12 protein-coding genes are annotated in these 11823 nt (G+C 63.8%); 6 read left to right on the top strand and 6 right to left on the bottom strand.

The window, feature by feature from the left end:
• Nucleotides 1-10: 10 nt before the first annotated feature.
• Together NKJ23_RS22305 and denD are read left to right on the top strand one after the other, a co-directional pair.
• Nucleotides 11-217: a hypothetical protein gene (locus NKJ23_RS22305; protein WP_352682419.1), complete on the top strand. Its 207-nt coding sequence runs from the start codon at nt 11-13 to the stop codon at nt 215-217.
• 1 nt (nt 218) lies between these two features.
• The gene (denD, locus tag NKJ23_RS22300; protein ID WP_352682417.1) at nt 219-1196 is read left to right on the top strand and encodes a D-erythronate dehydrogenase; all 978 of its coding nucleotides are present in this window, start codon (nt 219-221) and stop codon (nt 1194-1196) included.
• Between the two features lie 25 nt (nt 1197-1221).
• Here denD and NKJ23_RS22295 read toward each other — a convergent pair whose 3' ends face one another.
• The 4 genes from NKJ23_RS22295 to NKJ23_RS22280 all read right to left on the bottom strand — a co-directional run bounded on the left by NKJ23_RS22295 (nt 1222) and on the right by NKJ23_RS22280 (nt 5226).
• Entirely contained in the window at nt 1222-2376 is a 1155-nt protein-coding gene (locus tag NKJ23_RS22295; protein WP_352682570.1) for a nickel/cobalt transporter, read from the bottom strand.
• Nucleotides 2373-3041, bottom strand: coding sequence for a DUF1007 family protein (locus NKJ23_RS22290; RefSeq protein ID WP_352682415.1), 669 nt, complete (start codon nt 3039-3041; stop codon nt 2373-2375). The genes NKJ23_RS22295 and NKJ23_RS22290 overlap by 4 nt, the downstream gene beginning before the upstream one ends.
• An 84-nt stretch (nt 3042-3125) precedes the next feature.
• Nucleotides 3126-4025: a LysR family transcriptional regulator gene (locus NKJ23_RS22285; protein ID WP_352682413.1), complete on the bottom strand. Its 900-nt coding sequence runs from the start codon at nt 4023-4025 to the stop codon at nt 3126-3128.
• A 1-nt stretch (nt 4026) separates the two neighbouring features.
• The gene (locus NKJ23_RS22280) at nt 4027-5226 is read right to left on the bottom strand and encodes an amidase (RefSeq protein ID WP_352682411.1); all 1200 of its coding nucleotides are present in this window, start codon (nt 5224-5226) and stop codon (nt 4027-4029) included.
• Nucleotides 5227-5787: 561 nt separating this feature from the next.
• On the opposite strand from NKJ23_RS22280, the gene odc2 reads away from it, so the two are divergent.
• Nucleotides 5788-6921: an ornithine/lysine decarboxylase gene (gene odc2 / locus NKJ23_RS22275; RefSeq protein WP_352682408.1), complete on the top strand. Its 1134-nt coding sequence runs from the start codon at nt 5788-5790 to the stop codon at nt 6919-6921.
• Nucleotides 6922-7128: 207 nt separating this feature from the next.
• On the top strand, nt 7129-7731 hold the full coding sequence (locus NKJ23_RS22270) for a GNAT family N-acetyltransferase (RefSeq protein ID WP_352682568.1): 603 nt from the start codon (nt 7129-7131) through the stop codon (nt 7729-7731).
• A 54-nt stretch (nt 7732-7785) separates the two neighbouring features.
• On the opposite strand, the gene NKJ23_RS22265 is transcribed toward NKJ23_RS22270, so the two are convergent.
• On the bottom strand, nt 7786-8070 hold the full coding sequence (locus tag NKJ23_RS22265; protein WP_352454087.1) for an SCP2 sterol-binding domain-containing protein: 285 nt from the start codon (nt 8068-8070) through the stop codon (nt 7786-7788).
• 319 nt (nt 8071-8389) lie between these two features.
• On the opposite strand from NKJ23_RS22265, the gene NKJ23_RS22260 reads away from it, so the two are divergent.
• Entirely contained in the window at nt 8390-10123 is a 1734-nt protein-coding gene (locus NKJ23_RS22260; protein WP_352682406.1) for a chloride channel protein, read from the top strand.
• A 60-nt stretch (nt 10124-10183) separates the two neighbouring features.
• Here the strand turns inward: NKJ23_RS22260 and NKJ23_RS22255 are convergent, their stop codons facing one another.
• Nucleotides 10184-11143, bottom strand: a complete 960-nt coding sequence (locus NKJ23_RS22255) for a nucleoside recognition domain-containing protein (protein ID WP_352682403.1) — start codon at nt 11141-11143, stop codon at nt 10184-10186.
• A gap of 116 nt (nt 11144-11259) precedes the next feature.
• Between NKJ23_RS22255 and NKJ23_RS22250 the strand changes: the two genes are divergently transcribed.
• On the top strand, nt 11260-11712 hold the full coding sequence (locus NKJ23_RS22250; protein WP_352682400.1) for an Lrp/AsnC family transcriptional regulator: 453 nt from the start codon (nt 11260-11262) through the stop codon (nt 11710-11712).
• The last annotated feature ends 111 nt before the right edge of the window (nt 11713-11823 follow it).

The following is an 11823-nucleotide window of genomic DNA, read 5'->3' as shown; positions in this document are numbered from 1 at the left end:
GGGCTACGTGATGGACCGCGACACCCGCAACGCGGCGATCGGCGCCGCCTGGATTTTGCTGCTGTTCGGCATCGCAGCCTATTATCTTCCAACGGTGATGCTGGCGGTCGGCAGCGTCTCGACCGTTCTTGCCGGCATTGTCGCGGCGATCTTCATGGTGGCAATCTTCGTCGTGTTCTGGCTGCGTAGCCGCAGCCAGCGCAAAAAGGGAAAGTGACATGCGCATTCTGATTACCGGCGCGGCAGGCATGGTCGGCCGCAAACTCATCGCCAGGTTGGCCAAGGACGGGACGCTCGGCGGCCGCAAGATCGCCGCGCTCGACCTTCACGATATCGTGCCGCCGCAGGCGCCGGTGCTCGAAGGTGTCAGCATTACCCTCCACACCGGCGACCTTACCGCACCGGGAGCGACCGCAAATCTGGTCGCGCCGCGCCCCGACGTGATCTTCCATCTCGCCGGCGTGGTGTCGGGTGAGGCGGAGGCCAATTTCGATCTCGGCTATCGCGTCAATCTCGACGGCACAAGGGCGCTGTTCGATGCCATCCGCTTGGCCGCCTATACGCCACGCGTCGTCTTCACCTCGTCGATCGCCGTGTTCGGCGCACCGTTTCCCGACATCATTCCGGACGAGTTCCACCCGACGCCGCTGACCTCCTACGGCACACAGAAGCTGATCGGCGAGGCGCTGCTTGCCGACTATACGCGGCGCGGTTTCTTCGACGGCATCGGCATCAGGCTGCCGACCATCTGCGTCAGGCCTGGAAAGCCGAACAAGGCGGCCTCAGGGTTCTTCTCCGGTATCATCCGCGAGCCGCTGAGCGGCCATGAAGCGATCCTGCCGGTGCCGCGCTCTGTCGTCCACACACACGCCAGCCCGCGTTCGGCGGTGAATTTCCTGATCCATGCGGCTCAGATCGACGGCAGTGCCGTCGGCCCGCGCCGCAACCTGACGATGCCGGGCGTCGCCGTCACCGTCGGCGAGCAGATCGAAGCGCTGGAACGTGTCGCCGGCGCCAAGGCGGTCAAACTGATCCGCGAGGAGCCCGACGAGACGATCTGGGCGATCGTCAAGGGCTGGCCGACGCGCTTCGAGGCGCGGCGCTCGAGGGAGCTTGGCTTTGCCGCCGAAACGAGCTTCGACGAGATCATCCGCGTCCATATCGAGGACGAGTTGGGGGGCAATATCCCTAATTAAAGCGCCCCGATCGGACGCAACGAGGTCAGGCGCCAGTTAGGCTGGCCGAAAGCAGCAGCAGGCCGAACAGGAAGACAAAGGCGGCGCCGCCGATCTCGACGAAGGAATGGATGCGGTTGCCCATGCGGCCGTCGCCGGCGAAATACACCGCCCAGTTCTTCGCGGTCACCGCAAGCGTCGCCAGGGCCGAGACGGTGATTGCGGTGCCGAGCGCCATGGCCAGCACCGAAAGGATGCCGCCGAACCACAGCCCATTCAGCAAGGCGAAGCTCAGCACGATCAGCGCGCCTGAACAGGGGCGGATACCGACGGCAGCCACCGCCGACCAGGCCGTGCGCCAATCGAAGCGATCGCCGGAAAGCAGCGCCGGGTCGGGCGCATGCGAGTGTCCGCAGGTGTCGCAGACCTCGCCCGCCGCGTGGCTGTGGTGATCGTGCGCAGCATGGGCGTGGTCGTGGGCGCCGTGATCGTGATGGTCATGCGCATGGTCGTGATCGTCATGCGCATCAAGCGCGTGGGGATGTGCCGCATGGGCATGCGCGGAATGTGAATGGCCGGCATGTGAATGGCCGGCATGGGCAGCCGAGAGGCTGTAGCCCGGATTTGCGCCGAACAGGCGAAGGATGGCCGGGCCGGCCTTGCGCCACAGCAGCCAGGCGCCGAACAGAGTGACGAAGACATAGCTCATGATTTCGAGGAACCATGCGGCGTCTGTCATCGAGACAGCAGTGCCGCGCAGCAAGAAATAGGCGACCAGCATCACCACGATCGCGGTCAGCGCCTGCAGCAGGGCCGAGACGAAGGACAGCATGATGCCGCGCCGGAGCGCCACTTCATTGGCCACCATGTAGGAAGAGATCACCGCCTTGCCGTGACCGGGGCCGGCGGCGTGGAAAATGCCATAGGCAAAGGACAGGCCGATGAGCAGCCACAACTTGCTACCGTCCTGGCGCATCGCCTTCATCGCGCCGGCAAGCGCATGATAGAATTCCTGCTGGCGCAGATTGATCCACATCAGGATGTGGGCGAACGGGCCAGTGGCGGTTGGAGCCATGCCGTCATTGGTGCCGATGCCGAGTGAACTCTGGGCGTGGGCGGAGCCGAGGAAGTGCGTCATCACAAAGGCGACGGCCAGAAGGCCGATGGCCAAACGCAGGGACGGTTTCGTCACTGGATCTATCCTTCCGGCTGACAGGTCAGTTCGAGCTTGGTGGCGAAGATCTTGCTCATGTCGGTGCCCGTCGGATCGTTGAAGAAGGCATCGGTCAGGGTCTTCTGGTTCTCGGCGATCGCCTCGTCCGGGTTCGGGCGGACAACCTTGCTGGTGCAGGTCGGCGGCAACCCATCGACCTGCAGATTGGCATCCTCGGTGAAATCGATCGCGGTGTAGAAGGTCGGGTCGTAGACGCCGATATCTATCTTGCCGCTCAGTTTGATCGGCACCTTCGGTTCAGATTCAAACAGGATGATCAACTGGTCATTGTCGAAATTGGCCATCAAATGCGGCGGCGGGTTCATCGCCACGTCCTTGCCATCGACGGTGACAAGCTGGAAGTAATTGAACTCCGCCAGCGAAGCATGGACGGTGTCGGCGACTTCCTTCAGCTCCTTGTCGTCGAGCTTCAGGTCGGAATTCTTGTCGAATTCCATCATCACCGTGCTCGAAAACAAATCGTCGAAGCGCCAGAGATGGCGCAATGCCTTCACTGTTTGGTGATCCGGGCTGAGGACCACTTCGAGGCGGGCCTCGGCGAAGACGTGGGGATGCACCTCAGCCGGTCCGACGGCGGCAAATGTCCCCGCCAAGGCCGAAGCCAGCATGATTGCTTGCCGTTTCAGGTGCATTCTCGGTCGTGATTCCATCGGCTTCGGTGAATGCCGACAGTTACCACAAAGGGGGCGAAAATGGGACCGGAAGGCGGCTGAAGCTCATGCGCTCCCCAGTGCCTTGAACCACTGCACCAGGAAGTCGACGAAAACGCGAACCTTTGCAGGCAGATAGCGCCGGTGCGGATAGACGGCAAAAATGCCGCCGCCGGGCAGGATGCGGTCATCCAGCACCGTCACCAGCTTGCCGCTTTCGATGTCGGGCGCGGCGATGAAATCCGGCAGGATAGAAAATCCCAATCCAGCCACGGCAGCCGCCCTTGCCGCCATCGGGCTGTTGACCTCGATGGGGCCGGAAACCGAAACGCTCACGGTATCGCTGCTGTCGCCCTTGAACGGCCAGTTGGTGAGCCAGCGGCCATTGGTGTCGATGATGCAAGGCACGCGGGCAAGGTCTTGCGCCCTGACCGGCATGCCATGCTTCGCGATCAGTTCGGGAGACGCGCAAAGCCGTACCGAAAATGGCGCCAGACGCCTGGCGATCAGCGAGGAATTTTCCAGCCGCGAAATGCGCACCGCCAGATCGAAGCCCTCCTCGACCAGATCGACGAAACGGTCGTCGAGATGGATGTCGAGCACGATGTCGGGATGCTGCTTGGCGAAGTCGATCAGCGACTGGCCGATCGGCGCGTCGGCAAAGGTACGCGGCGCCGACAGCTTGATCCTGCCGCGCACGTCGCCGGAGGATTCGCGCACCGCATCGGCAAGGCTGTCGACCTCGCGCACGATCTCCGAGGCGCGCCGGTAGTAGGTGTGGCCGGCCTCGGTCAGGGAGAACTGCCTGGTGGTCCGGTTGAGCAGCAGCGCGCCGAGTTCGTCCTCCAGCTCGCGCACATATTTCGACAATAGCGCCTTCGAGCGGCCGATCTTGCGCGCCGCCGCCGAAAAGCCTTCGGCCTCGACGACATCGATGAAGGCACGCATGCGGGTCAGCGTATCCATGTCATGCGCCTCCTTGGGGGGCTGAAAGGATGCGGGCGGCCAGCGCAATCAGCTGCCGGTCGCTGTTCTTCGGACCGAGCAGCGAAAGGCCGAACGGCGCCCCGCCGACCTTGCCGAGCGGCAGCGTGATTTGCGGAAAACCGGACAGGCCGGAAAGACACAGCAATCTCAGCGCGCGCTCGCGATAGATCTGCAAATCATCAAATAATTCGGCCTTGAGCGGCGCGGCACCCGGAGCGGTCGGAAGCACAAGAACGCCGTCCTCGCCAAGCAGGTCGGTAAGCTCGAGGCGAAACGAAACGCGACGTTCCGTTTCGTGCTGCGCGGTTGCCGGGCCGACGGTCGCGCCATGCTCGAAGCGCTCCTTGACGCCGGGTCCCAGCATGCGGTCGCCGCCAGCGATCCAGGCGCCGTGGCTTTGCCAGGCTTCATAGCCTTGCAGCTTGCGGAAGCACCAATAAAGATCGTCGGTGGAATGCGACAGCGGGCCGACGCTGCGCGGTGCGCCCAGCACCGAAGCGACACTGCGGAGCATGGCGCGATATTCGTCGGCCTCGTGCGGGCCGAGCACGAGGCCGTCCAGCGAATCGAGGGCAAGAGGGCATTTCAGCTCGTGGCGGTGCGGATCGTCGCCGAGCAGCACCGTGCCGACCTTTTCGTAGGTGACGATGTCGCTTGCGAACCAGCCGAACGTGTCCAGCGAAGGCGCCAGCGGCATGGCGCCGTCGAGCGGGATGCGGCCATGCGTGGTTCTCAGGCCGATCAGGCCGCAGAAGCTTGCCGGCGCTCGGATCGAGCCGCCGGTGTCCGATCCGGTTGCAATGTCGGCCAGCCCGCCGGCGACTGCCGCGGCAGAACCGGAGGACGAGCCGCCAGTGACGCGGTCGGGTGCTGCCGGGTTGACGGGCGACGGGAAATGCGCGTTCAGCCCGAGCAGGGAAAATGCGAGTTCGTCGGTCTGCGTCTTGCCGACGAAGCGCGCGCCCGAATCAAGCAGCGCCTGGACGGCCGGCGCGGTCGACATGGCCGGTGAAGCGTCCCGGTACTTCTGCGGGTTGCCGCAGCCGGTGCGGTAGCCGGCGACGTCGAAGATGTCCTTGACGGCCAGCCGCAGGCCGGCAAGCGGGCCGGATTGCGCATTGGTAACAGGGACTTGATCAAGGTCGAGAAAAGCGTTCAGCGGGCCGCGAGTGCCTGTCATGCGTTCGATATCCGGATGTGCTTGCCGCAGCATTGTTCTTCTGGTGCCGCAGCATTGTTCGATGCCACAAATTTTACAACCTGCCATGCGATTTTTATTGATTGTGAAATCTTTCGATCTTATATCGCGCTTGCCCAAAGTCGCACGTGCCTGTGGGTGTCCGCCGATCCTCGAATGGTGAGGGCAATCGGTAAGGTAACTGGAGCCAACCCCTCCAGTCGGTTTAGCGGCCAACCGCCAACCGAGGACACCTTGAAGCAACGACGGTGCGGGCCTTTCTGGTGTTCTGCCGGTCGTCCAAAGACCGGGGTTACTGAAGAGGCACACCTTCATTGCCGGCAGTGCGGACGGGTCTCCCATCCAAGCCAAGGCAGACAAAGCGAACCGAGGCCGGGCAAGGCCAAGGTTCACCGCCGCGAGACGGCGCTTCATGGTTCCGGGGTCTCCACCGGCTGGTTCCATGGATTTCCGTCCCGCCTTTGTCCACCGCGTGTTCGCGAGGCCGAGAGCCCGCGTCCGCAAGCCTTTGTGCGCGCCGCAAGGCGCTGATGGAGAGACTCGATGGCTACCCAGCGCATCCTTGACTTCCTCGCCACCCGACGTCCGAACGGCCCGTGCCTCGTCGTCGACCTCGATGTCGTGCGCGACAATTTCCGTGCTTTCGAGAAGGCGCTTCCCGATTCCAAGATCTACTATGCGGTGAAAGCAAATCCGGCGCCGGAAATCCTGCGCCTGCTTGCTGCGATGGGCTCGTCCTTCGACACCGCTTCCGTTGCCGAAGTCGAGATGGCGATGGACGCCGGTGCGCCGGCGGACCGCATCTCCTTCGGCAACACCATCAAGAAGGAGCGCGACATCCAGCGCGCCTACCAGCTCGGCATCCGGCTGTTTGCGGTGGACTGCGTCGAGGAGGTCGAGAAGATCGCGCGCGTCGCACCCGGCGCCCGCGTGTTCTGCCGCGTCCTGACCGACGGCGAGGGTGCCGAATGGCCGCTGTCGCGCAAGTTCGGCTGTGTGCCGGCAATGGCGGTCGACGTGCTGCGCCATGCCAGGGCGCTCGGCCTCGACGCCTATGGCGTGTCGTTCCATGTCGGCTCGCAGCAGACGGACCTGACCGCCTGGGACCGCGCGCTGGCAGACGCCAAGAAGGTGTTCGCGACGCTCGCCGACGAAGGCATCGTGCTGAAGATGGTCAATATGGGCGGTGGTTTCCCGACCCGCTATCTCAGGGATGTGCCGGTGGCGCAGGCCTATGGCCAGGCGATCTTCTCGGCGCTCAGGAAGCATTTCGGCAACGCCATCCCCGAGACGATCATCGAGCCGGGCCGCGGCATGGTCGGCAATGCCGGCGTCATCAAGTCGGAAGTCGTGCTGATCTCGAAGAAAGCCGACAACGACAATGTGCGCTGGGTGTTCCTCGACATCGGCAAGTTCGGCGGTCTCGCCGAGACGATGGACGAGGCGATCCGCTACCCGATCGTCACCGCGCATGACGGCAGCGAGACCGCGCCTTGCGTGCTCGCCGGACCGACCTGCGATTCGGCCGACGTGATGTACGAAAAGACGCCGTACCCGCTGCCCTTGTCGCTGACCATCGGCGACGAGGTGCTGATCGAGGGCACCGGCGCCTATACGACGACCTATGCATCGGTCGCCTTCAACGGCTTCGAGCCTCTCCGATCCTACGTGATCTGAGGGCTCGCAAGAGTTGCTCAGATCATCCCGGTGGGCGCCTGTCGCCCGCCCGGGCTCGCCTGTGGAACAATCCGCTTGTGAAGGATCGCGGAAATGAACATTGCAGATCTCATCGTTGAAGGCGTGGGAATCTCCCCCCTCGAGGGGGAGATGGCCGCGAAGCGGCCAGAGGGGGTCGGTTCGACTGGACTCGGCCTCCTGCCGGAGATGGAGGCCGGCGCTTCACGCGCGACAACCCCCTCTGTCGCCTTCGGCGACATCTCCCCCTCGAGGGGGGAGATTGCGGTCGTCGCAGAAACCGCCGCCGACGTTGGCGCTCGCGAGGCTTTGCTCGATCGCGCTATGGGGCCGAAGCGCCGGAAGAAGTCGTCGGAAAAGCTGCGGCGCGGCCGCCGGCCTGCGGAAGGCCTGGCCTTTGTCGCGCGCGATGCGTCGGGCACTGTTGCCGGCACGGTGCGGCTGTGGGACGTGGTGCTGGGCGAGGGCGGCACGGCAGCGCTGCTGCTCGGCCCGCTTGCGGTCGACCCGGCGCTGAAAAATGCCGGCATCGGCTCGGCGCTGATGCGCCATGCGGTCACTGAGGCCGCGCGGCTTGGCCATGCGGCGATCCTGCTGGTCGGCGACGCGCCCTATTACGAGCGCTTCGGGTTTTCGGCCGCAAAGACCGGCTCGCTGGCCATGCCGGGGCCTTACGAGCGGCACCGCTTGCTGGCGCGGGAACTGGTTGTCGGCGCGCTCGACGGCGCGCAAGGCACGCTGAAGGCGGCAGGGCGCAAGCTGAAGGCGCAGGGGCTGCCGCTCGCTGCCTGATGGTTCGAAGCAAGCCGCCCGCCATCGTGCGGCGGCTTGTTTCACCTCAAGCGATCAGCCGATCAACTGGCTGAGCGCCATGGCGACTGTCATGTCGCCTTCGACCTTTATCTTGCCGGACATGAAGGCCATCGTCGGGTTGAGATCGCCTGATATCAGCGAGTCCAGATCGTCGAGGGAGAGCTTTATGGTGCAGTCGGCCGGCGCATCGGTGGTCGAGACATCGGCGCCGTCGATGACGACGACGCCGTCGCTGCCGGTGTCGAATTTCACGGAGCGATCGAACCCGGCACTCGCCACGCGCGACCTGATCTTGTCGGCAATCTCCTGAACGCTCATGGCGGTTCTCCTCGTCTCGTTGCGTTTGTCGCGCGCCGGCGCTTCGGCCCGGCCGAAGCCGCTTGCCTGGTTTTACAGCCACGGCCGCCGGCGCATATAGCTTCGGGTTGACGTTTACGTCAACGCAGTTCCCCGAGGTGAAGATGGGCTTTATCGCCGCAGCATCACGCGGGCATGACACCTCGGCCGCCCGCATTGTTGCCATGCGATGTTGCCGAGGGTATCAGGCACCCACGAATATCGGCGAGCCGCCCCGGTGCTTTCCAGAAACGAACCGCCCAGAAATGAACCGCAAGTCTATGCCCGCCGGTTGCGCGCGGTGCTGATCAGATCTATCCCGCTGCTCGAGGCACGCGGCATTGCCGTCGTCATTCTGGCGGCCCTGGTCGGGATGATGGCGGGCGCGCTGGTCACCGGCATGAGCGGACTGGTGCAGGTCCTGCATGGGCTTATGTTCGGCGTTCAGCCCGGCGGTCGGCTTTCGGCGATGTTTTCGCTGCAAAGGCCGGAGCAAGCGCTGATACCGGCGATCGGCGGCATCCTGCTCGGGCTGACGGTGATCTGGCTGAGAAAGCGGAAGTTCCGCACGCCGGTCGATCCGATCGAAGCCAACGCGCTTTATGGCGGCCGCATGTCGCTGACCGACACCTTCATCATCGCCGGGCAGACGATGATCTCGAGCGGCTTCGGCGCTTCGGTCGGGCTCGAGGCCGGCTATACGCAGGTGGGTTCGGGCCTGGCGTCGCGGCTGGCGCGCTTGTTCAGGCTGCGCCGCAACGATGTTCGCATCCTCGTCGGCTGCGGTGCCGCCGGCGCGATCGCCGCCGCCTTCGACGCGCCGCTGACCGGCGCCTTCTACGGTTTCGAGCTGGTCATCGGCATCTACTCGGTCGCCAATGTTGCGCCGGTGATGGCCGCCGCGATCTCGGCCTCGCTGACCGCAGAGGTGTTCGGCGGCGTGCCGTTTCCGCTGGAGCTCGCCGGTCTGCCGCAGCTCACCGTCAGCCAGTATTTGCCGTTCATGCTGCTCGGGCTTCTGGGCGGCGGCGCTTCCATCGCCATCATGCATCTGGTGAGCCTGATCGAGCGCCTCTTTGCCCGGCTGTCGATCGACGCCTCGCTGCGCCCCGCCATCGGCGGCGTGATGGTCGGGCTGCTGGGGCTGGTCACGCCGCAGGTCCTGTCCAGCGGCCATGGCGCGCTGCACCGCGAATTCGCGATGAATTACGGGCTGGCCGTGGTGGCCAGCGTCTTCGTGCTGAAGCTGGCGGCGTCGGCGATTTCGCTCGGCTCTGGCTTCCGCGGCGGCCTGTTCTTTGCCTCGCTGTTCCTCGGCGCCCTGCTCGGCAAGATGTTTGCCGGCGCGATGGCATTCGTCTCGCCGGCGACCGGCATCGACCCTGCCGTCGCCGCCGTCGTCGGCATGACCTCGCTCGCCGTCGGCGTCGTCGGCGGCCCGTTGACGATGACCTTCCTGGCGCTGGAATCGACCCGCGACCTGACGCTGACCGGCGTGGTGCTGGCCGCCTCGCTCATGGCGGCGATCCTGGTGCGCGAAACGTTCGGCTATTCCTTCTCGACATGGCGCTTTCACCTGCGCGGCGAAACCATCCGCAGCGCCCATGATGTCGGCTGGATGCGCAGCCTGACTGTCGGCTCGATGATGCGAAAGGATGTCCGCACCATCGACGCCTCGACGACGCTTGCGGAATTCCGCAAGCAGGTGCCGCTCGGTGCCTCGCAGCGCGTCATCGCGGTCGACGCCGACCTGCATTATGTCGGCGTGCTGATCGTCGCCGAATTGCACAGCCATTTGTCGGATGACGAGATGCCGGTGCTGTCCTTCGCCAAATTCAGGGATGCGGTGCTGGTGCCGAGCATGAACGTGCAGTCGGCGGCCGAGACCTTCCAGCGCGCCGGCGCCGAGGAATTGGCGGTGGTCGAGGATTTCACCGACCGCAAGGTGGTCGGGCTGTTGACCGAAGGCCACCTGATGCGGCGCTATGCCGAGGAACTCGACAAGGCGCGGCGCGATCTGTCGGGCGAGGGGTAGCCGCGTCCTGTCCCGATAGCGATGCGACACACATGTCGGCTGCTGCGTAAGGAGGGCACGTCAACGGCCCGCTAATCGCCGGCTCCGAAATCCGATTGCGCGGACTGTCTTCTTGATTACTTTTGCGATCACGGCGGTCGCGAGCACGGCAAACGCTAGGCGACCGAGAAGCACGCTCGTAACATCAGCGCCAAGTGTGACAACGACCAACGTATCCTCAATGAGGCTATGGGCAAAACCCATGAACACGCAGGCAAGGAATATCTGACGCGGCTCCGCGCTAGGCGTGCGCGCCTCGCGGATCAGCAGTCCTGCGCCATAGGAAATCCCGAGAAACAGGCCAACAGCGGCGAAAGGTACCGTCTGCTTTTCGATGCCGGCGAGCCGAAAGAGCGGGGCAAGCCCTCTGTTCATCCACTCCAAAATGCCCGACATCTTGAGAAGCTCGATCACCCAGCTCAGCGCAAGCAGAACAACGAGCATGATGCCCAGGGTTTTGAGCGTACCCAGGAGAAAGCCGCCCCAGTCGGTGCTTTCATTCGTCGGCATCCACGCCGGCTTCACCGGTCCTGACAGCCATCCGGTCACGGCCAATATCTGATGCAGAAGGACAGCAAAGACCAAACCCCCGCCAATACGAAGCGCCGCGGTGACCAGGAAGCTCGGCCCGGCCCTCTGAATGATCCGTTGCTCGATCGGAATGGCATGTGCAAACAGCAAGAGAGCCGAAAGAACCGTCATGTCGGCAGTGCTGAGCGCCGAAACCGGAACCAAGGTGAATACGATCACAAGCGCGCCCCAGATCCCGACCAGCAATCCCGTCAGCCAGGCAAAGGCGAGTTCAGGTGGCAACCCCACCTGCAACATGAGCGGGGAGAAGAACGGAGAAATCGCCTGGATGACGCCAAGGTCCTGCAGCAGCCGCGTGGCAATCGCAACCGGAACGATCACGCGAACCAGTTCCCAATAGATTTCAAGCGTCTCCAATGTCTTGCGATAGAAGGCGGCGCAAATTGCCATCATGCTGCTCCATCATCCCTGGAGCCATCTGAGTAGCGTGAGACGCTTCGCATTTGTGGTCAAAGTTTGCGATTCCGTGCAATAAAATTGCAACGCACCGAATGAGCGCGACCGACATGGACAAGATCGACAGAAGGCTTCTCAACCTGCTCCAGGATGATGCCTCACGAACTAACGCCAAACTGGCGGGGTTAGTCGGGCTTTCCCCTTCGAGCTGCCTGCGCCGCATACGACGACTGAAGAAAAGCGGTGTCATCAGCCGCATTGTCGCGCTTCTCGCACCGGCAAAGGCTGGCCGGGGCTTGAAGGCGATCGTCGCCGTCGAACTGGAGCGTCATGGTGAGCAGTATATGAGGGACTTTCTCGAGTTGGCCGCTCAGGAACCGGCCGTCACTCAGGCCTACAGTGTAAGCGGCGAAACCGACGCCGTCCTCATGCTCCGCCTGACGGACATGGAAGAGTTCGATGCGTTATGCGAGCGACTGTTCCGAGACCGAAGCAACGTCGCGCGATACCACACGATGTTCGTGATCCGAACGGCCAAAGAAGTGACCGCAATTCCACTGTAGTGTTCGGGTTGCGATAGACCTGCCAGGGATAGTGTGCTGAAGGTTCTGCAAAAAGTTTTGGAGAGAGAACGGCGCCTGCTCTGAGGGGCGAGCGGCCATGGCACGGTGGTG

It is taken from the genome of Mesorhizobium sp. M0184, assembly GCF_040322215.1.
Classification (GTDB): Bacteria; Pseudomonadota; Alphaproteobacteria; order Rhizobiales; family Rhizobiaceae; genus Mesorhizobium.
The sequence above is the reverse complement of the archived record's forward strand: the minus strand, read 5'-3'. Positions and strand labels throughout refer to the sequence as shown.

Bases quoted from the DNA above. Each gene is read 5' to 3' on its own strand.
- NKJ23_RS22285 (WP_352682413.1), bottom strand. From the start codon at position 4,025: ATGGATACGCTGACCCGCATGCGTGCCTTCATCGATGTCGTCGAGGCC.
- NKJ23_RS22265 (WP_352454087.1), bottom strand. From the start codon at position 8,070: ATGAGCGTTCAGGAGATTGCCGACAAGATCAGGTCGCGCGTGGCGAGT.
- NKJ23_RS22305 (WP_352682419.1), top strand. From the start codon at position 11: ATGGACCGCGACACCCGCAACGCGGCGATCGGCGCCGCCTGGATTTTG.
- NKJ23_RS22280 (WP_352682411.1), bottom strand. From the start codon at position 5,226: ATGACAGGCACTCGCGGCCCGCTGAACGCTTTTCTCGACCTTGATCAA.
- NKJ23_RS22290 (WP_352682415.1), bottom strand. From the start codon at position 3,041: ATGCACCTGAAACGGCAAGCAATCATGCTGGCTTCGGCCTTGGCGGGG.
- NKJ23_RS22255 (WP_352682403.1), bottom strand. From the start codon at position 11,143: ATGGCAATTTGCGCCGCCTTCTATCGCAAGACATTGGAGACGCTTGAA.
- denD (WP_352682417.1), top strand. From the start codon at position 219: ATGCGCATTCTGATTACCGGCGCGGCAGGCATGGTCGGCCGCAAACTC.
- NKJ23_RS22270 (WP_352682568.1), top strand. From the start codon at position 7,129: ATGGAGGCCGGCGCTTCACGCGCGACAACCCCCTCTGTCGCCTTCGGC.
- odc2 (WP_352682408.1), top strand. From the start codon at position 5,788: ATGGCTACCCAGCGCATCCTTGACTTCCTCGCCACCCGACGTCCGAAC.
- NKJ23_RS22250 (WP_352682400.1), top strand. From the start codon at position 11,260: ATGGACAAGATCGACAGAAGGCTTCTCAACCTGCTCCAGGATGATGCC.